Annotated in this window: 14 protein-coding genes; 7 read left to right on the top strand and 7 right to left on the bottom strand. The window is 72.7% G+C overall.

Features of this window, described 5'->3' with window-relative positions; translation table 11 throughout:
* Positions 1–433: class II fructose-bisphosphate aldolase (locus tag ACWEKM_RS25525; protein ID WP_451623544.1), on the top strand; the 433-nt coding region annotated here is incomplete at its 5' end.
* 586 nt (positions 434–1019) lie between these two features.
* On the opposite strand, the gene ACWEKM_RS25520 is transcribed toward ACWEKM_RS25525, so the two are convergent.
* The 3 genes from ACWEKM_RS25520 to ACWEKM_RS25510 form a co-directional block, all read right to left on the bottom strand.
* Entirely contained in the window at positions 1020–1889 is an 870-nt protein-coding gene (locus tag ACWEKM_RS25520) for a hypothetical protein (RefSeq protein ID WP_451623543.1), read from the bottom strand.
* The gene (locus ACWEKM_RS25515) at positions 1886–2686 is read right to left on the bottom strand and encodes a MerR family transcriptional regulator (protein WP_451623542.1); all 801 of its coding nucleotides are present in this window, start codon (positions 2684–2686) and stop codon (positions 1886–1888) included. The genes ACWEKM_RS25520 and ACWEKM_RS25515 overlap by 4 nt, the downstream gene beginning before the upstream one ends.
* A gap of 749 nt (positions 2687–3435) precedes the next feature.
* Complete coding sequence (locus ACWEKM_RS25510) at positions 3436–4569, bottom strand: methyltransferase (RefSeq protein ID WP_451623541.1); 1134 nt, start codon at positions 4567–4569, stop codon at positions 3436–3438.
* 68 nt (positions 4570–4637) lie between these two features.
* On the opposite strand from ACWEKM_RS25510, the gene ACWEKM_RS25505 reads away from it, so the two are divergent.
* From ACWEKM_RS25505 to ACWEKM_RS25485, 5 genes are all read left to right on the top strand, one after another.
* Positions 4638–5312, top strand: coding sequence for an alpha-ketoglutarate-dependent dioxygenase AlkB family protein (locus tag ACWEKM_RS25505; RefSeq protein WP_451623540.1), 675 nt, complete (start codon positions 4638–4640; stop codon positions 5310–5312).
* A 23-nt stretch (positions 5313–5335) separates the two neighbouring features.
* Positions 5336–6583 carry an ROK family protein gene (locus ACWEKM_RS25500; RefSeq protein ID WP_451623539.1) on the top strand — a complete coding sequence of 416 codons (1248 nt, stop codon included), beginning with the start codon at positions 5336–5338 and terminating at the stop codon, positions 6581–6583.
* A 467-nt stretch (positions 6584–7050) separates the two neighbouring features.
* On the top strand, positions 7051–7341 hold the full coding sequence (locus ACWEKM_RS25495) for an SHOCT domain-containing protein (RefSeq protein WP_451623538.1): 291 nt from the start codon (positions 7051–7053) through the stop codon (positions 7339–7341).
* Positions 7338–8087: an ABC transporter ATP-binding protein gene (locus ACWEKM_RS25490; protein ID WP_451623537.1), complete on the top strand. Its 750-nt coding sequence runs from the start codon at positions 7338–7340 to the stop codon at positions 8085–8087. Before ACWEKM_RS25495 ends, ACWEKM_RS25490 begins: the two co-directional genes overlap by 4 nt.
* Positions 8084–10639: an ABC transporter permease gene (locus ACWEKM_RS25485; RefSeq protein ID WP_451623536.1), complete on the top strand. Its 2556-nt coding sequence runs from the start codon at positions 8084–8086 to the stop codon at positions 10637–10639. Before ACWEKM_RS25490 ends, ACWEKM_RS25485 begins: the two co-directional genes overlap by 4 nt.
* A gap of 26 nt (positions 10640–10665) precedes the next feature.
* On the opposite strand, the gene ACWEKM_RS25480 is transcribed toward ACWEKM_RS25485, so the two are convergent.
* Both ACWEKM_RS25480 and ACWEKM_RS25475 read right to left on the bottom strand, forming a co-directional pair.
* Positions 10666–11211 (bottom strand): ATP-binding protein, encoded by a 546-nt coding sequence (locus ACWEKM_RS25480; protein WP_451623535.1) that lies wholly within the window; start codon positions 11209–11211, stop codon positions 10666–10668.
* Between the two features lie 181 nt (positions 11212–11392).
* Entirely contained in the window at positions 11393–11716 is a 324-nt protein-coding gene (locus ACWEKM_RS25475) for a hypothetical protein (RefSeq protein WP_451623534.1), read from the bottom strand.
* A 368-nt stretch (positions 11717–12084) separates the two neighbouring features.
* Between ACWEKM_RS25475 and ACWEKM_RS25470 the strand changes: the two genes are divergently transcribed.
* On the top strand, positions 12085–13209 hold the full coding sequence (locus ACWEKM_RS25470; protein WP_451623533.1) for a PLP-dependent cysteine synthase family protein: 1125 nt from the start codon (positions 12085–12087) through the stop codon (positions 13207–13209).
* Between the two features lie 565 nt (positions 13210–13774).
* On the opposite strand, the gene ACWEKM_RS25465 is transcribed toward ACWEKM_RS25470, so the two are convergent.
* Both ACWEKM_RS25465 and ACWEKM_RS25460 read right to left on the bottom strand, forming a co-directional pair.
* Positions 13775–14266 carry an SRPBCC family protein gene (locus ACWEKM_RS25465; protein ID WP_451623532.1) on the bottom strand — a complete coding sequence of 164 codons (492 nt, stop codon included), beginning with the start codon at positions 14264–14266 and terminating at the stop codon, positions 13775–13777.
* A 79-nt stretch (positions 14267–14345) separates the two neighbouring features.
* A complete protein-coding gene (locus ACWEKM_RS25460) occupies positions 14346–15176 on the bottom strand; it encodes a DeoR/GlpR family DNA-binding transcription regulator (protein WP_451623531.1) in 831 nt (276 codons plus the stop codon).
* Between the last annotated feature and the right edge of the window lie 127 nt (positions 15177–15303).

The raw sequence follows: 15303 nt of genomic DNA, 5'->3' as shown, positions 1-15303 counted from the left end.
CTGCGGCCGGGCGCCGTTGGACGCCCATGCGTCCGGCGCCCGCACCGACCCCGACGAGGCCCGTGGCTTCGTCGCCGACACGGGCGTCGACGCGCTTGCCGTCGCCGTCGGCAGCGTGCACGCCATGACCACCCGCACCGCGACCCTCGATCACGGCCTGCTCGGGCGGCTCGCCGCCGCTGTGCCTGTCCCGCTCGTGCTGCACGGCTCCTCCGGGGTGCCGGACGACGAACTGGTCCGGGCGGTCGCGGGCGGCATCGCCAAGGTCAATATCGGCACCGCCCTCAACGCGGCGATGACCGGCGCGATCCGCGACGTCCTCGCCGCCCGCCCCGAGGCCGTCGACTCGCGCACATACCTCGGCGTCGGCCGGGAGGCCATGGCCCGGGAGGTGACGCGGATCGTCCGCGTCCTCGGCAGGCCGGACCCCTGATGCCTTCCCGCCCCGCACCACCCGCGCCCACACCTCGGCGAGCCGCCCCTCGTGGCGGTTGTCGTGGCGACCGTCGGGACGCCCGTCGTGGCGGGCGCGCACGGCGTCGCGTTCCCTTGGGTTCCAGGAGGTGTCGCGCACTGTCACATCACCCTGGATGGTGAACCTGTGCACGACGATTCTCGAACCGGTGTCGTGGACGTCGCGGGTGTTGCTGAGATGCGTCCGTGATGGTGAACAGGAGGGTGCGGCTGAGGCCGTTCTTGGTCCGGATGCCCTCGGGCGACCGGTACTGGACGGTGCTGGACGAAGACGTGCTGGCGCCGGTCGTGGAGGCGGACGAGTTTTTGCGGCACGTGCGGTTCGGCCGGGATCAGGCCGAGTCGACTACAGCCACCTACGAGAGTGTTCTGGCTGCGCCACGCTCTAGAAGCTGCGCGAGGTACCAACCGGGAGCTGATGGCCCAGCTCAACAGCAACTTCCCGCGACGCCGCTGAGGTTCCGTCACGCAGCCACCGCCAGCGTTCCGGCTGCCACGTCCTGACCAAGCGCCAACCCCGGACTCCTGCCTCTGGTTGCCGTCGGCTACGGGCCCGAGGTAGTGAGGGAGCCAGGGGAAGACCTGCCGTCTGCCCTCAGCGCTGCGACCGCGGACACGGGGTCGTCCGCATAGAAGCGGAAGGCGCGGGCCTCGGCATGCTTACCAAGGACCCGTACGTACCGCACCGGCTCGGTCAGCTCGACGGTGACCGTTGTCAGGCCGGCCACAGCCACGTCGGCCACGCCGCTCTCATCCGCAGCGGCCAGCTTGCCATTCGGAAATGCCCGGTCCAGACGGACGGAGGCTATGCGATTGGCTGGGATGCGGATGTCCAGCAGAGAGCCGTAACGCAGGCGCAGCGAGCCGTCGGCCCCGATCACATGCGGGCGGACCACGCAGGAGGCGTGCAGGGCGAGAAGGAAGTAGCAGCCCCAGATGTCGAGGACGAGGGTGGCGACGTGCACAACCGGCCAGGGGATCAGGTAAGCGAGGGCGACGGTCTCGACGATGCAGACGAAGAGCAAGCCGTACATGGTCGCCGTCTGGGCTGGCGCGTACGGAACGGCGTGGTCGCCGCCGCGTACGCCGTGCGGGCCGCGGCGGGTTGCCCAGCGTAAGAAGCTGGTCGCGAGGGTCATCTCGTGGCTGATCAGCTTGCGCACAGGCGCCGGGACGTTGTCAGCGATCGCGGCCAGGAATGCGGAGTGACGGCGGAGACCCTCGCGGCGGCGCCGCCGACAGTCGAAAAGAAGCAGTGCGGTCGCCCCGGCCATGTGCACAAGCACCGCCAGTTCCCCCGCCAACCATGCGGCCGGGGCTACTCGCACCCCGCCAACCACACACATGAAGATCACGAGTTCGCACGGTGCGAGCGCGGCGAAGCCCCAGTGCACAGCCTTCCGCAGCGCCTTCACCCGGCACGCTCCCTGAGCAACTCAATGGCGCGGCGCACGGCCGCCGCCTGGGCGGGAGTGAATTCCGCGAAGAGGGCGTCCGCGAAACCGCCGTTCTCACCTGATCTACCTTTGCCTTCCGCGGCGATCATCGCCTGCGCCGCATCGTCCGGGATGCTCTTGACGATGACCTGGGCAGTCTCCTCCACCCGTGGATCGTGCTCGGCTGCCTCGGCCAGTGCGTCCATCTGGGCGTACACCGCGTAGGCGCGCCGCATGGCCTCGGCGTCGGCACTCAGACTCTGCCCCATGGCGTAGAGCCAGTCGCGGTCGCCGCCCGGCAAACCGGTCTCCAACAGGGCCAGCAGCTCCCGCTCCTTGGCCGCCATCGTCGGCTCTGGTCCGGGCAACCGCGCTGAGGCACGGGCCATGTCGTCGAAGAGGGCGGCGAGTTCAGGAGAGACCGGGGCCTCGACGGGCAGCCGCCCGGTCCGCTCGGCCTGCTCAAGCATCTGGCCTAGGCGGACGCGGCGCCGCCGGATGTCCTCCTCTTGGCGGGCCAGGTCGGCGTCCAGCTCAGCGAGGATCTCGACGAGATCCTTGCCCACGTCGTCCGCCAGAACGTCCTTGACTTCGTCAAGGCCCAGGCCGAACTCGGTCAGACGGCGGATGCGGGCCAGTTCGACGGCGTCTCGCAGCGTGTACTCACGGTATCCGTTGGGCTGGCGCGGCGGCTCGGGCAGTAGCCCGATGCGGTGGTAGTGCCGCACGGCACGGGTGGTGACGCCGACGACGCCGGCGAGCTCTCCGATTCTCATGGCATCAGTAGAAACGTTGTCGCTGCGACAAGGTCAAGCACTTCCGTTCACGGCAGATGACCTTGGCAGTGCAAGGCGGGGTGACTTGAAGCCATAACCGTCCACGACAGCTGTTGCACACCATTCCTGCCGACTGCGGGGTCCTGAGCAGGCAAAAACCCGGTCAGCCGACAGGCGCTCCAGGGTAAGACCTACAGAAGCGACGTGCCCCACCGACGTCTTCCGGCCGCCCGGTCTGCGGCAGGGATACCTGTACGGCTACGGCGCCGCCCTGATCGTCGCCGGCATCCCGGCATCTGGTATCTGGCACCCAGTACCTGGCACCAGCACCTCGTCCGCCCGGGTCGGTGAGCCTCGTACCGCCCGGCGTGACGGTCCGTCATCGCCACCGTCACTGGGGGCGCTCCGAGCACCGTGGAGCCGAACTCCTTTTCCCCAGAGCCCTGTTGGGGCAAGCGGTGACAGCCGTGCCCCCGGGCGCCCGAGCGGAGGTGTGCCGAGACCTGGACCGTGCTGTGGGGCATCGGCCATCGGGCGCGCCCGAAGCCGAATCCGCGGCACCACCCGGCGGTGCGCGCCGCCATCGCCCGCATCGAGGCGGGACCCGATCTTGCCCACCACCTGCCGTGCTCCTCGCCCCTGTCCGGCCCGGCCGTTACCGCGTCCGTCGGCATCCCCGACTCGCACGCCTTCGCCAAGGCGTGCCGACGCGAACTCGGCTCCCTTTCCCAGGGCGTTGCACGCGGCCGCTATCGCTTGACGGCCTTCAGCACCACGAACTTCGGGTCGCCGGCCACCAGTCGGCTGTTGCCGAACAGGCGCCGCAGCTTCACGTGGTAGCCGAGGTGCCGGTTGCCGACCACCCACAGCTCGCCGCCCGGCCGCAGGGCGCGCCGCGCCCCGGTGAACATCCGCCACGCGGTCGCGTCCGTGAGCGCTTGATGGGAGTGGAACGGCGGATTGGTGAGGACGACGTCCACACTGCCCGCCGCCACCCCGGCCAGCCCGTCTCCGACCCGGAACTCGGCGTGCCCCGGCACGCCGTTGGCCCGGTAGGTGGCCTCCGCCGACGCCACCGCCTGGAACGACTCGTCCACGAACAGCACCTCGGCCTCGGGGTCGGCGAGCGCCACCGCCGTCCCGACAACACCGTTGCCGCAGCCCAGGTCCACGACCTTGCGGGTGCCCCGGCCATCGGGCAGATGCCGCAGGAAGAACCGGGTGCCGATGTCGAGCCGGTCGGCGCAGAACACGCCCGCGTGGTTGACGACCGGGTGCCCGGAGGCCGGGCCGATGCCGTCGGGAAGCGGGTAGCGGTACGGCCACGGGTTGGCGGGGCGTGGCAGGGACGGGTCCGGGCCGCACAGGATCAGCCGCGCCTTCTGCTCGGCCGGCGAGGTGCGGGTCGGGCCGAGGATCCGCTCGAACAGCCGGAGCGTCGAGGTGTGGATCTCCTTGACCATGCCGGTGCCGACGACGACCGTGTCCGCGTGCACGGCGGGCGCGAGCCGCAGCAACTGGTCCTCCAGCAGCGCAAGGCTCTTCGGCACCCGGACGAGCAGCACGTCGACGCGGTCGGGCGGCGGATCCTGGGTGGTGAGCAGGCGTACGGCACCGGGCCGCACCCCGGCCCGCGCGAGGTTCGCCCGGGTCGCCTCCTGGGTGAGGAAGGAGTCGGTGATCTGCATCGGCCGGTGCTCCGCCAGCGCCGTCACCAGCGCGCCCCAGCGGTCGCCCACGACCACCACCGTGCCGGACAGCGGGACCTCCCGCCCGGCCAGATGCCGCAGCAGATACGCGTCGGAGGCGTCCCAGGCACGCAGCCGGTCGCGCGGATCCTCGGGGAAGCGGGACAGCTGGAACGCGCCCCACGGGGTAGTCATACGGTCGTCCATCGTGTGTCCAGGCTAGCGGAGCCGCAGTTCAGGGCCGGTCGGGCAGGAGGGAACCCATGGTGGCGGAACTGTTTCCCCGGGAGCGGCAGCGGATCGCGCCGGGCGCGGTCCATGTGCCGGACTGGTTGCCCGCCGGCCGTCAGCGCGAACTGCTGACGGCGTGCCGCGAGTGGGCGCGCCCGCCCGCCGGACTGCGCACCGTCCGCACCCTGGGCGGCGGCACCATGACCGCGCGCCAGGTGTGCCTGGGATGGCACTGGTACCCGTACGCCTACGCGCGCACCGTCGTCGACGGCGACGGGGCACCGGTGAAGCCCTTCCCCGCCTGGCTGGGCGAGCTGGGCCGACGGGCGGTGGCCGACGCGCTCGGTCCGGCGGCGGCCTCCTCGGCGCCGTACGACATCGCACTGATCAACTTCTATGCCGGCGACGCCCGCATGGGCATGCACCGCGACGCCGACGAGCGGTCCGACGCGCCGGTGGTGTCGCTGAGCCTCGGCGACACCTGTGTCTTCCGCTTCGGCAACACCGAGACGCGCACGAAGCCGTTCACGGACGTCGAACTGCGCAGCGGCGACCTGTTCGTCTTCGGCGGCGCGTCCCGCCTCGCGTACCACGGTGTGCCCCGGGTGCACCCGGGCACGGCACCGCCCGCGCTGGGCCTCACCGGGCGGCTGAACGTCACGCTGCGCGTGAGCGGCCTCCAGGCTGCGACGCCGGTCGCACCGTAGGGGGATCATGGGAGACTCGCCCCATGAGCGGCAAGGCGGACCCCCGGACGGCGGGGGATGGGACCACCTCAAGGACGCGGCTGGACCGGGGACGTGGGGCGCTCGGACCCGCGTTGGAGCTCGTGCACACGGGACGGGCGCCGACCCGGGCCGTGCTCACCGCCGAACTGGGTGTGACCCGGGCGACCGCCGGTGCGGTGGCCGCCGAGCTGGAGGCGCTGGGGCTGATCCGGGTCGATGCCCGGCCGGCCGCGGCGGCCGGTTCCCAGGGCCGTCCCTCGCACCGGCTGGAGGTCGCCGAGGACGGGCCCGTGGCGCTCGCCGCGCAGGTGCACGCCGACGGGTTCCGGGCCGCGCTGGTCGGCCTCGGCGGTCGGATCGTGGCCACCGCTCCGGGCTGCGAGCCCGTCCCCGCCGACCCGGCGAAGGCGCTCGGCTCGGTGGTGGAGACGGGCGCCGCACTGCTCCGGGCGACGGGCCGCCGCTGCGTCGGCGCCGGGCTCGCCGTGCCGTCCGCGGTGGCCGAACCGGACGGCCTCGCCCTCAACCCGCTGCACCTCGCCTGGCCGGTGGGCGCGCCGGTGCGCCGGATCTTCGCCCGGTGTGTGCGGGCCGTGGGGATCGTCGGCCCGGCGTTCGCGGGCAACGACGTCAACCTGGCCGCGCTCGCCGAACACCGGCACGGCGCGGGCCGCGGCGCACGCGACCTGCTGTGCGTGGCCACCGGCCACCGCGGCGTGGGCGGTGCGCTGGTCCTCGACGGGCGTCTGCACACGGGCAGTTCGGGCCTGGCGCTGGAGGTCGGGCACCTCACGGTGAACCCCGAGGGCCGCCCCTGCCACTGCGGCAGCCGGGGCTGCCTCGACGTGGAGGCGGATCCGTTGGCGCTGCTCGTCGAGGCGGGCCGCACCCCCGGCCCCGAGGTGTCCCTGCTCCGGCAGGCCGACGACCTCGTCCGCACCCACTACGCCGACCCGGCGGTCCGCGCCGCGGCCGAGGCCCTGATCGACCGTCTGGGCCTCGGCCTCGCGGGCCTGGTGAACATCCTCAACCCAGACCGGATCATCCTCGGCGGACTGCACCGCACCCTGTTGGACGCCGACCCCGACCGGCTGCGCGCGGTGGTCGCCGGGCAGAGCCTGTGGGGCCAGAGCGGCGGCGTCCCGATCCTGCCCTGCACTCTGGACCACAACAGCCTTGTCGGCGCGGCGGAGCTGGCCTGGCAACCGGTCCTGGACGACCCGCTGACAGCCCTGACCGAACCGGTCTGACCCGGGGCGCGGTGCCCTTCCCCGGCCGCGGAAGACACCCGCACCCCGCACCCTGCGTCCCGCACTTCGTACCCCGCGTCCCGCAACCCCGCGTCCCGCAACCCCGCGTCCCGCAACCCCGCGTCCCATGCGCCGTCGTCGCCGGCCGCTCCCCGAACCCGGCCCCGGCGGGCGCCCGTCCGGCCACCGTCGGGCGTCGGCCGGTGGCGTAACGGGCGCGCGCCCAGACGGTCGTCCGCCGAGGCGGTCGTCCGGCGGGCATGCGGGTCCGGGGCATGGCCGGTGCGGCAGTCGCCCACGGGCGGCACCGACCCGGTCGGGCCGAGCCCCGGGGAGCAGCCGCCCCACACCCGCGTACTCCCCGGGAGGTAGCCGCACTGCCGCTGGCCGTACGACGACCCGGACCTCTCCCCGGGGCGAGTCTTTGAGCAATGACCGACTCGTTTGCGCGGAGGAGATGACCCGAGATGCAGACCCTGGCGAACTGGGACGGCGGTCCCGGCCCGTGGATCCTGTTCTTCCCCCTGTTCTGGACGGCCGTGGTGATCGGCGGCGCGACCGTGCTGAGGCGCACGGTCCGGCGTGGACGCGGCGCACCCTGGTGGCCCGCGGATGTCGGGCGCCCCACGGGCGACTCGCCGATCGCGATCCTCGGCCGGCGCTTCGCCACCGGCGAGATCGACGAGGACGAGTACTGGCGCCGGCTCTCCGTCCTGGACGAGCGGTTCGGCCGCGTGGGCAAGGGCGGTGCGGTGTGACCACCACGACCACCGTGCGCACGGCCGCGCGGGTCGTCGGCGGCGTGAAGGTGTACGGCCGTGGCGACACCGCCGTACGGGCCCTGGACGGCGTGGACGCGGACTTCCCGGCCGGCCGCTTCACCGCGATCATGGGCCCCTCGGGCTCCGGCAAGTCCACCCTGATGCACTGCGCCGCGGGCCTCGACACGCTCACCTCGGGCGCCGCCTTCATCGGCGGCACCGAACTCGGCGCCCTCGACGACCGCCGCCTCACCCTGCTCCGCCGCGACCGGGTCGGCTTCGTCTTCCAGGCATTCAATCTGGTGCCGACGCTGACCGTCGCGGAGAACATCACCCTGCCGCTGGACCTGGCGGGCGGCGGGGGCGACCCGGAGTGGATCGACGCGCTCGTCGACATCGTCGGGCTGCGCGACCGGCTGCACCACCGCCCCACCGAACTCTCCGGCGGCCAGCAACAACGCGTCGCCGTCGCCCGGGCGTTCGCCGGCCGACCCGACGTCGTCTTCGCCGACGAGCCGACCGGCAACCTCGACTCCCGCTCCGGCGCGGAGGTCCTCGGGCTCCTCGGCCGCGCGGTACGGCAGATGGACCGCACGGTCGTCATGGTCACCCACGACCCGGTCGCCGCCGCCCACGCCGACGAGGTCGTCTTCCTCGCGGACGGACGGCTCGTCGACCGCCTGCCGTCGCCGACCGCCGACACGGTCCTGGACCGCATGAAGGCATTCGAGGCGCGGCCGTGAACGCCTCCGTACGCCTCAGCCTCGCCTCGCTGCGCGCCCACCGGCGCCGCTTCGCGGGCACGTTCCTCGCCGTGTTCCTCGGTGTCGCCTTCCTCGCCGGCACCCTGGTCATGGGCGACACGCTGCGCGCCAGTTTCGGCTCGATGTTCGGCGACGCGACCGCCGGCACGGACGCCGTCGTGCGCGGCGCCGACGCCATCACCACGCCCGGCGATGCACAGGGCGTGCGCCGCCCCGTCGACACCGCCCTGGTGAAGACCCTGGAACGGGTCCCCGGTGTCGCGGCGGCCGTCCCCACCATCCAGGGCGCGGGCCAACTCCTCGGCGCCGACGGCAAACCGATCGGCGGCCAGGGCCCACCCACCCTCGCCGGCAACTGGATCACCGACCCGCAGCTCAACCCCTACCGGCTCGCCGAGGGCCGCATTCCGGCGAAGCCCGGCGAGGTCGTCGTCAACCGGGGCGCCGCCGCGAAGGGCGGCCTGAAGATCGGTGACACCACGACGCTGCGCACCCCCGATCCGGTCCAGGTGAGGATCGTCGGCCTCGCGACCTTCGGCGGCGCCGACGGCATGGCCCAGGTGACGTTCACCGGCATGACACAGGCCGACGCCGAGAAGTACCTCACCGCCCGGCCCGGCGAGGCGGCCGGCATCCAGGTGCGGGCCGGGCCCGGGGTGAGCCAGCGGGAACTCGTCGACCGGCTGACTCCCGTCCTGCCCAAGGGCGTCGAGGCCATCACCGGACAGGAGTCGGCGCAGGAGAACACCGATATGATCTCCGGCCGGTTCCTGACCGTCTTCACCACCTTCCTGCTGGTGTTCTCCGGCGTCGCCCTGCTCGTGGCGACCTTCTCCATCCACAACACCTTCGCCATCGTCGTCGCCCAACGCACCCGGGAGAACGCCCTGTTGCGCGCCCTGGGCGCAGCCCGCGGCCAGGTCACGGCGGCGACCCTGGTCGAGGCGGGCGCCGTCGCCGTGTCGGCCTCCCTCGCCGGTCTCGGCGGCGGCCTCGGGATCGCCGCCGGGCTGCAGGCCCTGTTCCCGGCCATCGGATTCTCCTTCCCTGAAGGCGACTTGGTCGTCAAGACCCTGTCGCTGACGCTGCCGCTCCTGGTCGGCGTGGTGGTCTGTCTGGGCTCTGCGCTGCTGCCCGCCGTACGGGCCGGGCGCACCGCCCCGCTGGCCGCGCTGCGCGAGCTCGCCGTCGACGCCTCGGGCGCCTCCCGCCCGCGCGCGGTCACCGGCGCGGTCCTTGCGGCGCTGGCGCTCGCGACGACCCTCGTCGGTGTCCTTGTCGCCCCGTCCGTGTGGTCGGCCGGACTCGGCGCGACGCTGGCTCTGGTGTCGTTCGTGGTGCTCGGCCCGGTCGTCTCCGCCACCGCCGTACGCGTCCTCGGCGGCCCCCTCGACCGGCTGCGCGGCGTCACCGGATCGCTCGCCCGGCGCAACGCGCTGCGCAGCCCGCGGCGGACGGCCGCCACCGCGAGCGCGCTGATGATCGGCGTGGCCGTGGTCTCGCTGTTCACCGTGTTCGGCGCCTCGCTCAAGGCCACCATGGACCAGACCGTGGCCCGGTCCTTCGCGGGCGACGTCGCCGTCAGCACCCCCTCGTTCGGGGCGGGCGGCAGCGGGCTGAGCCCCGGGCTGGCCCCGGCGCTGCAACGGCTGCCCGAGGTCGACACCGCCGTCGGGCTCGGCCGCGGCGTGGCCGAAGTGAACGGCACGGGACGGGCGCTGACCGTCACCGACCCGGCCGCGCTCGCCCGCACCTTCGACCTCGGCACGGTCCGCGGCTCGCTGCGCGACCTCGGCGCACACGGCATCGCGGTCACCCGGAAGGAGGCCGAAGCCCAGGGCCTGACCCTGGGCCGCACCGCCCGGCTCGCCTTCGCCGACGGCACCCGGGCGGACTTCACCGTCCGTGCGGTCTACGGCCGTTCCGAACTCGCCGGCGACTATGTGATCACCCGGGCGGCGTGGGCGCCGCACCGCGCCCAGGACTCCGACAGCCTGGTCGCGGTGTCCTTCAAGGACGGCGTGAGCACGGACACCGGGAAGGCCGCGGTGGCGAAGACCGCGGCGCGGTACGGCGATCCGCAGGTGCAGACCCGTGCGGAGTACGCGCAGTCGTCGGCCGGCGGGATCGACATGATGCTGACGCTCGTCTACGCGCTGCTCGCGCTCGCCGTGTTGATCGCCCTGCTCGGCATCGCCAACACGCTGACCCTCGCCGTCCATGAACGCACCCGCGAGCTGGGCCTGCTCAGGGCGGTCGGTCAGACCCGGCCCCAACTGCGGGCCATGGTCCGCTGGGAGTCGGTCCTGGTCGCCGCGTTCGGCACGGCAGGCGGGCTCGGCCTCGGCGCGTTCCTCGGCTGGGTGCTGGTGAAGGCGTCGGGTGGCGACAGCGCCTTCGCCTTCGCGCTCCCGCCGGGGCAGCTCGCGGTGGTTGCGCTCGTGGGCCTGGCCGCCGGAGGGCTCGCGGGGGTGCGCCCGGCCCGGCGGGCGGCCCGCCTGGACATCCTGCGGGCCATCGCCACCGAGTGACGGGGCTAGGGGAGGTCACCGCCCGGTCAGCCGACGACGGCCGACCGGGCGGGAGCACAGGGCGCGGCGGCGGGCGCGCAGGCGACGGGTTCGGCCTCCAGGAACCCGGGGGCGGGCCGTTCCACGGCGGTACGGCGCGGCGCACCCGTCCGCTGCGGCTTCGCCTCCGCATGCGTCGGCAGCGTGAACCACACGACCTTCCCCTCGGTGCCGCAGGGTCGCGCGCCCCAGCTCTCGCTCAGCGCGGCCACCATGGCGAGCCCGCGCCCGCAGGTGTCCAGCGGTGCGACGTCCTTGATGTCGGCCGCCACGGGGAGGCGCGGATCGTGGTCGCGCACCGAGACCGTGAGCCGGTCGAGCCGCAGCTCGATCTCCACGGTGCACGACTTGTCGGGCCGGGCGTGCTGGTGGACGTTGGTCAGCAACTCCGTGACACCGAGCGCGGCCCGGTCGATCAACGGGTCCAGATGCCAGTAGCGCAAGTGCGCAGATACGATTCTGCGGACCTGGCCGATCCGCGACGGCAGGGCTTGGAGCTCCACCGCGCAGTGCCTGCTTGGGTGACTGATCACGGCTGCGACTCCCCGACGTGAGGTCCGGAAGAACACGGAGTACGGATCCAGCAGGCGCCTGTGTCCAGCGGTCGCCTGCTGTCATGGCCGGCTGGCTGGTTCGCAGCGTTATCGCCGGTAAACCCAGAGTGACGTGAGACCAGAGTGACCCAGGACACACATGCGCGCAACTCGCCGTGATTCAGTCCCCGCGTCCCGCGGCCCGGCGCACCGCCTCGATGAACCGGCGTGCGGCGGGCGGGCCCGGACGGCCGGGCGCCGGGTCGTGATCGCCCAGAGTCAGCAGATATCGGTGGCCGTTGAGATCGGCCAGCGCCCGGTCGTCCGGGGCGAACCAGGGCTTCGAGGCGCGCACCGCCTGGACCGGCGCGCTGTCGATCTCACTGCCGTAGCTGGTGAGCAATTCCACCCTGCCGCCGCTGATCCGGACCTGCCCGGCCCGGGTGAGCGACCGCAGCCGCTTGTCTATCCGGACCCCCGTGGCCGTGAACTCCGGCTCCGCCATTCTTCCCCGCCCCCTCACGTCTCTCGCCCGCCGCACCGGGACCCGCCGGGGCGGGATCCGGTGTCGTCCGGCTCGTTCCGTGATCCATTGTGCGCCTTCGCACGGGGTGCAGGCCCCGCACCCGGTGCAGTCTGCCCCCACCCGACGCCGAGCACCAGTGCGCACGGTCCCCGCGAGCGCCGCGCCCGGCGCACTCTCCGGAATGCGCCCCCAGCGCCCCCAGCGCCGCTCGCGCACCGTGCCCCCGCGCCGCCTTATGCCTGCCCAAAGGTGAGTTTATGCAGGTGGGAAGCGGTGTGGAAGCTGCTTATGATCGGAGTTGCCGGTCGCCGTCGGCGTCGTCGGCGCCAAGTGTAAGGAGCCACGTCGTGAGCACCACCCCACAGACCCGGACCGGCGCCACCCTGGACGCCGACCACAGCGACGCCGCCTACCGCGCCTGGCTGAAGGAGGCCGTCCGCAAGGTCCAGGCCGACGCCAACCGCTCCGCCGACACCCATCTGCTGCGCTTTCCGCTGCCCGAGGAGTGGGGCATCGACCTCTATCTGAAGGACGAGTCGACCCACCCCACCGGCAGTCTCAAGCACCGGCTGGCGCGCTCGCTCTTCCTCTACGGCCTCTGCAACGGCTGGATCCGGCCCGACCGGCCGGTGATCGAGGCGTCCAGCGGTTCGACGGCCGTGTCCGAGGCGTACTTCGCCAAGCTGATCGGCGTGCCCTTCATCGCCGTCATGCCGCGCACGACCAGTGCCGAGAAGTGCCGCCTCATCGAATTCCACGGCGGGCAATGCCACTTCGTCGACGACTCGCCGAAGATGTACGAGGAATCGGCCCGCCTCGCGGTGGAGACCGGCGGCCACTACATGGACCAGTTCACCTACGCCGAGCGGGCCACGGACTGGCGCGGCAACAACAACATCGCCGAATCGATCTTCCGCCAGCTGGAGTTGGAGCGGTTCCCGGAGCCGGCCTGGGTCGTTGCCACCGCGGGCACGGGCGGCACTTCGGCGACGATCGCGCGCTATGTGCACTACATGCAGTACGACACCCGCATCTGCGTCGCCGACCCGGAGAACTCGTGCTTCTTCGAGGGCTGGACCACCGGTGATCCGGACGTCACCTGTGACCGTGGCTCGCGCATCGAGGGCATCGGCCGGCCGCGCATGGAGCCGAGCTTCGTGTCCGGCTCCATCGACCGCATGATGAAGGTCCCGGATGCGGCCAGCGTCGCCGCCGTACGGGCCCTGGACCGGGTCATCGGCCGCAAGGCGGGCGGCTCGACCGGCACCGGCCTATGGAGCGCGCTCAAGATCGTCTCCGAGATGGTCGCCGAGGGGCGCACCGGCAGCGTGGTGACCCTGCTGTGCGACCCGGGGGACCGCTACCTCGACAAGTACTACTCGGACGCCTGGCTGGCGGAGCAGGGCCTGGACATCGGGCCGTACACGGCCGCGATCGACGCGCTGCTGACCACGGGGGCGTGGTCGCGCTGACCGGCGGTCCGCGGGATCGCCGTCGCCGTGGCCGTCGCCGAGTCCGAGTACCGGTGCTCATGACAGCGTGGCCCGCCGGGGAGACGCTCGCGGGGGAGCGCAGATACGTGGTGCGGGGGAGCCGGACGTGACCCTGGCCCTGGCCCCCGAGGCGGCGGTCCCGGTCCTGATCCGGCTGGCTTGGTCATGGTCATGGTCCTATCGGCCGTGGGGCCCACAGTCATACGGCGCCCCGCCGGGTCCCCACCGGCGGAAGGCCGCGTGTGTACCGGCGTCAGGCCACGTGTGTACCGGCGTCCGCCGGGGCCGGCGTCCTGCCGGAGTGCGCGGGGCGCGTGCGGTCGCTGTCCGTCGGTTTGTGGCGGTTGTTGCCGTCCGTGGGGCCGTGATCGCTGCGGGGACGCTCGTGGACGCGTTCGCGGGGGCTTCCTGTCGGTGCGCTTGTCGCGTGGGTCCGGTCTGTGCGGCACCTGCCTGTGCCCGCTCGATGAGCCGTTGGGGAACGTGGCTGCTGGGGGAGGTCAATCGGGCGGGTGCGCACCGGAGTTGGTCCTCGGTGCGGTGCTCACACGGGACCGGGACCCGACGGGTTCCGGTCGGTCAGGCGTCGGTCCAGCGCGGTGACCGCGTCGCGGAACGCGCGGCCGACGCCGGGGCGCGCCAGGCGGGCGACGGCGCGGAAGAGCCCCGTCCCGTCGAGCGCGAACGTCATCCGGACGAGGGTGCCGGTGCCGGCCGGGGCGAGCCGCCACTCCTCGATCCAGGCGCGGGCTCCCGGCGCGTTCGTCCTGTCGACGCGATACGCGTACACCTCGGGAGCCTTCGCCGAGATCACCGACTCCGTGAGCCATGTGCAGCCCCGGAGCCGGACCTCCTGACCGCCCTCGGTCGCCCGGGCGGACGTCACCGCCCAGAACCACTGCGGCCGGCCGGACACGTCCTCGGCGAGTGCGCGGTGGACGGCGTCCGGCGCGGCGGTGATCTCGCGGGTGAGCACCAGGCGCAGGGGCGCCGTTTCGGCGAAGTCGATCCCCACCGGACGCAGACCGTGAGCCATGGACGCGAATCTCCTCGCGACTTCCCTTGAGCGAACGGGCCGTTGACAGTGCTGAGACGTCAGCCTAGTTGACGGCCCATCAGTTGTCCGGGTCCTCGGCCGGAGCACCCGCCACCACCAGCCGACGCAGATGTTCGGAGATCTCCGCGCGCGCCGCCGCCGGCAGCCCCCGGTCGGTGACCAGGGTGTCGACCTGCTCCAGGGTCGCGAACGAACTCAGGCCCACCGTCCCCCACTTGGTGTGGTCCGCGACCACCACCACCTGCCGTGCCGACTGCACCAGCCGCCGGTTGGTCTCGGCCTCCGCGAGATTGGGTGTCGACAGGCCGGCCTTGACCGATATCCCGTGCACGCCGAGGAACAACAGGTCGAAGTGGAGTGTGGCGATCGCCTGGTCGGCCACCGGCCCCACCAGCGAGTCGGACGGAGTGCGTACCCCGCCGGTCAGCACCACCGTCGGCGCGCCCTCCCGCTGACCCGAGGTGCGCTGCGCGGCATGGAAGACGTCCGCGACCCGCACCGAGTTGGTCACCACCGTCAGATCCGGCACATCGAGGAGCCGGTGCGCCAGCGCGTAGGTCGTCGTGCCGCCCGACAGAGCGATCGCGGTGCCCGGGCCGACCAGCTCGGCGGCGGCCCGCGCGATGTCCTCCTTGGCGCTCAGCTCCAGGCCCGACTTGGCCTCAAAACCCGGCTCGTGCGTGCTCGCCTCGATGACCGGCACCGCCCCGCCGTGCACCTTCTCCAGGACCCCCTGCCGGGCCAGCGCGTCCAGGTCGCGGCGCACGGTCATGTCGGACACGCCCAGCTTGCGCGTCAGTTCGTTCACCCGGACGCCGCCGCGCCGCCGGACCTCGTCCAGGATCAAGGCGCGGCGCTGCTCCGCGAGGAGGTTCTGATTCTCACTCACGTACGCTCCGGTCCTTTCGCCTCAGCCGTCCGACATGCCTCTCACACTCGCTCCGACCAGGATGTTCCGCCATGCCACCGGTGCGCGGGCGTCCCATCTTGTCACGGGTTGCTCCCCGCCGTGCCGG

It is taken from the genome of Streptomyces sp. NPDC004752 (assembly GCF_053601275.1).
This window is presented reverse-complemented; position numbering and strand designations above follow the sequence as displayed.

Bases quoted from the DNA above. Each gene is read 5' to 3' on its own strand.
- ACWEKM_RS25505 (WP_451623540.1), top strand. From the start codon at position 4,638: ATGGTGGCGGAACTGTTTCCCCGGGAGCGGCAGCGGATCGCGCCGGGC.
- ACWEKM_RS25495 (WP_451623538.1), top strand. From the start codon at position 7,051: ATGCAGACCCTGGCGAACTGGGACGGCGGTCCCGGCCCGTGGATCCTG.
- ACWEKM_RS25475 (WP_451623534.1), bottom strand. From the start codon at position 11,716: ATGGCGGAGCCGGAGTTCACGGCCACGGGGGTCCGGATAGACAAGCGG.
- ACWEKM_RS25465 (WP_451623532.1), bottom strand. From the start codon at position 14,266: ATGGCTCACGGTCTGCGTCCGGTGGGGATCGACTTCGCCGAAACGGCG.
- ACWEKM_RS25515 (WP_451623542.1), bottom strand. From the start codon at position 2,686: ATGAGAATCGGAGAGCTCGCCGGCGTCGTCGGCGTCACCACCCGTGCC.
- ACWEKM_RS25500 (WP_451623539.1), top strand. From the start codon at position 5,336: ATGAGCGGCAAGGCGGACCCCCGGACGGCGGGGGATGGGACCACCTCA.
- ACWEKM_RS25510 (WP_451623541.1), bottom strand. From the start codon at position 4,569: ATGACTACCCCGTGGGGCGCGTTCCAGCTGTCCCGCTTCCCCGAGGAT.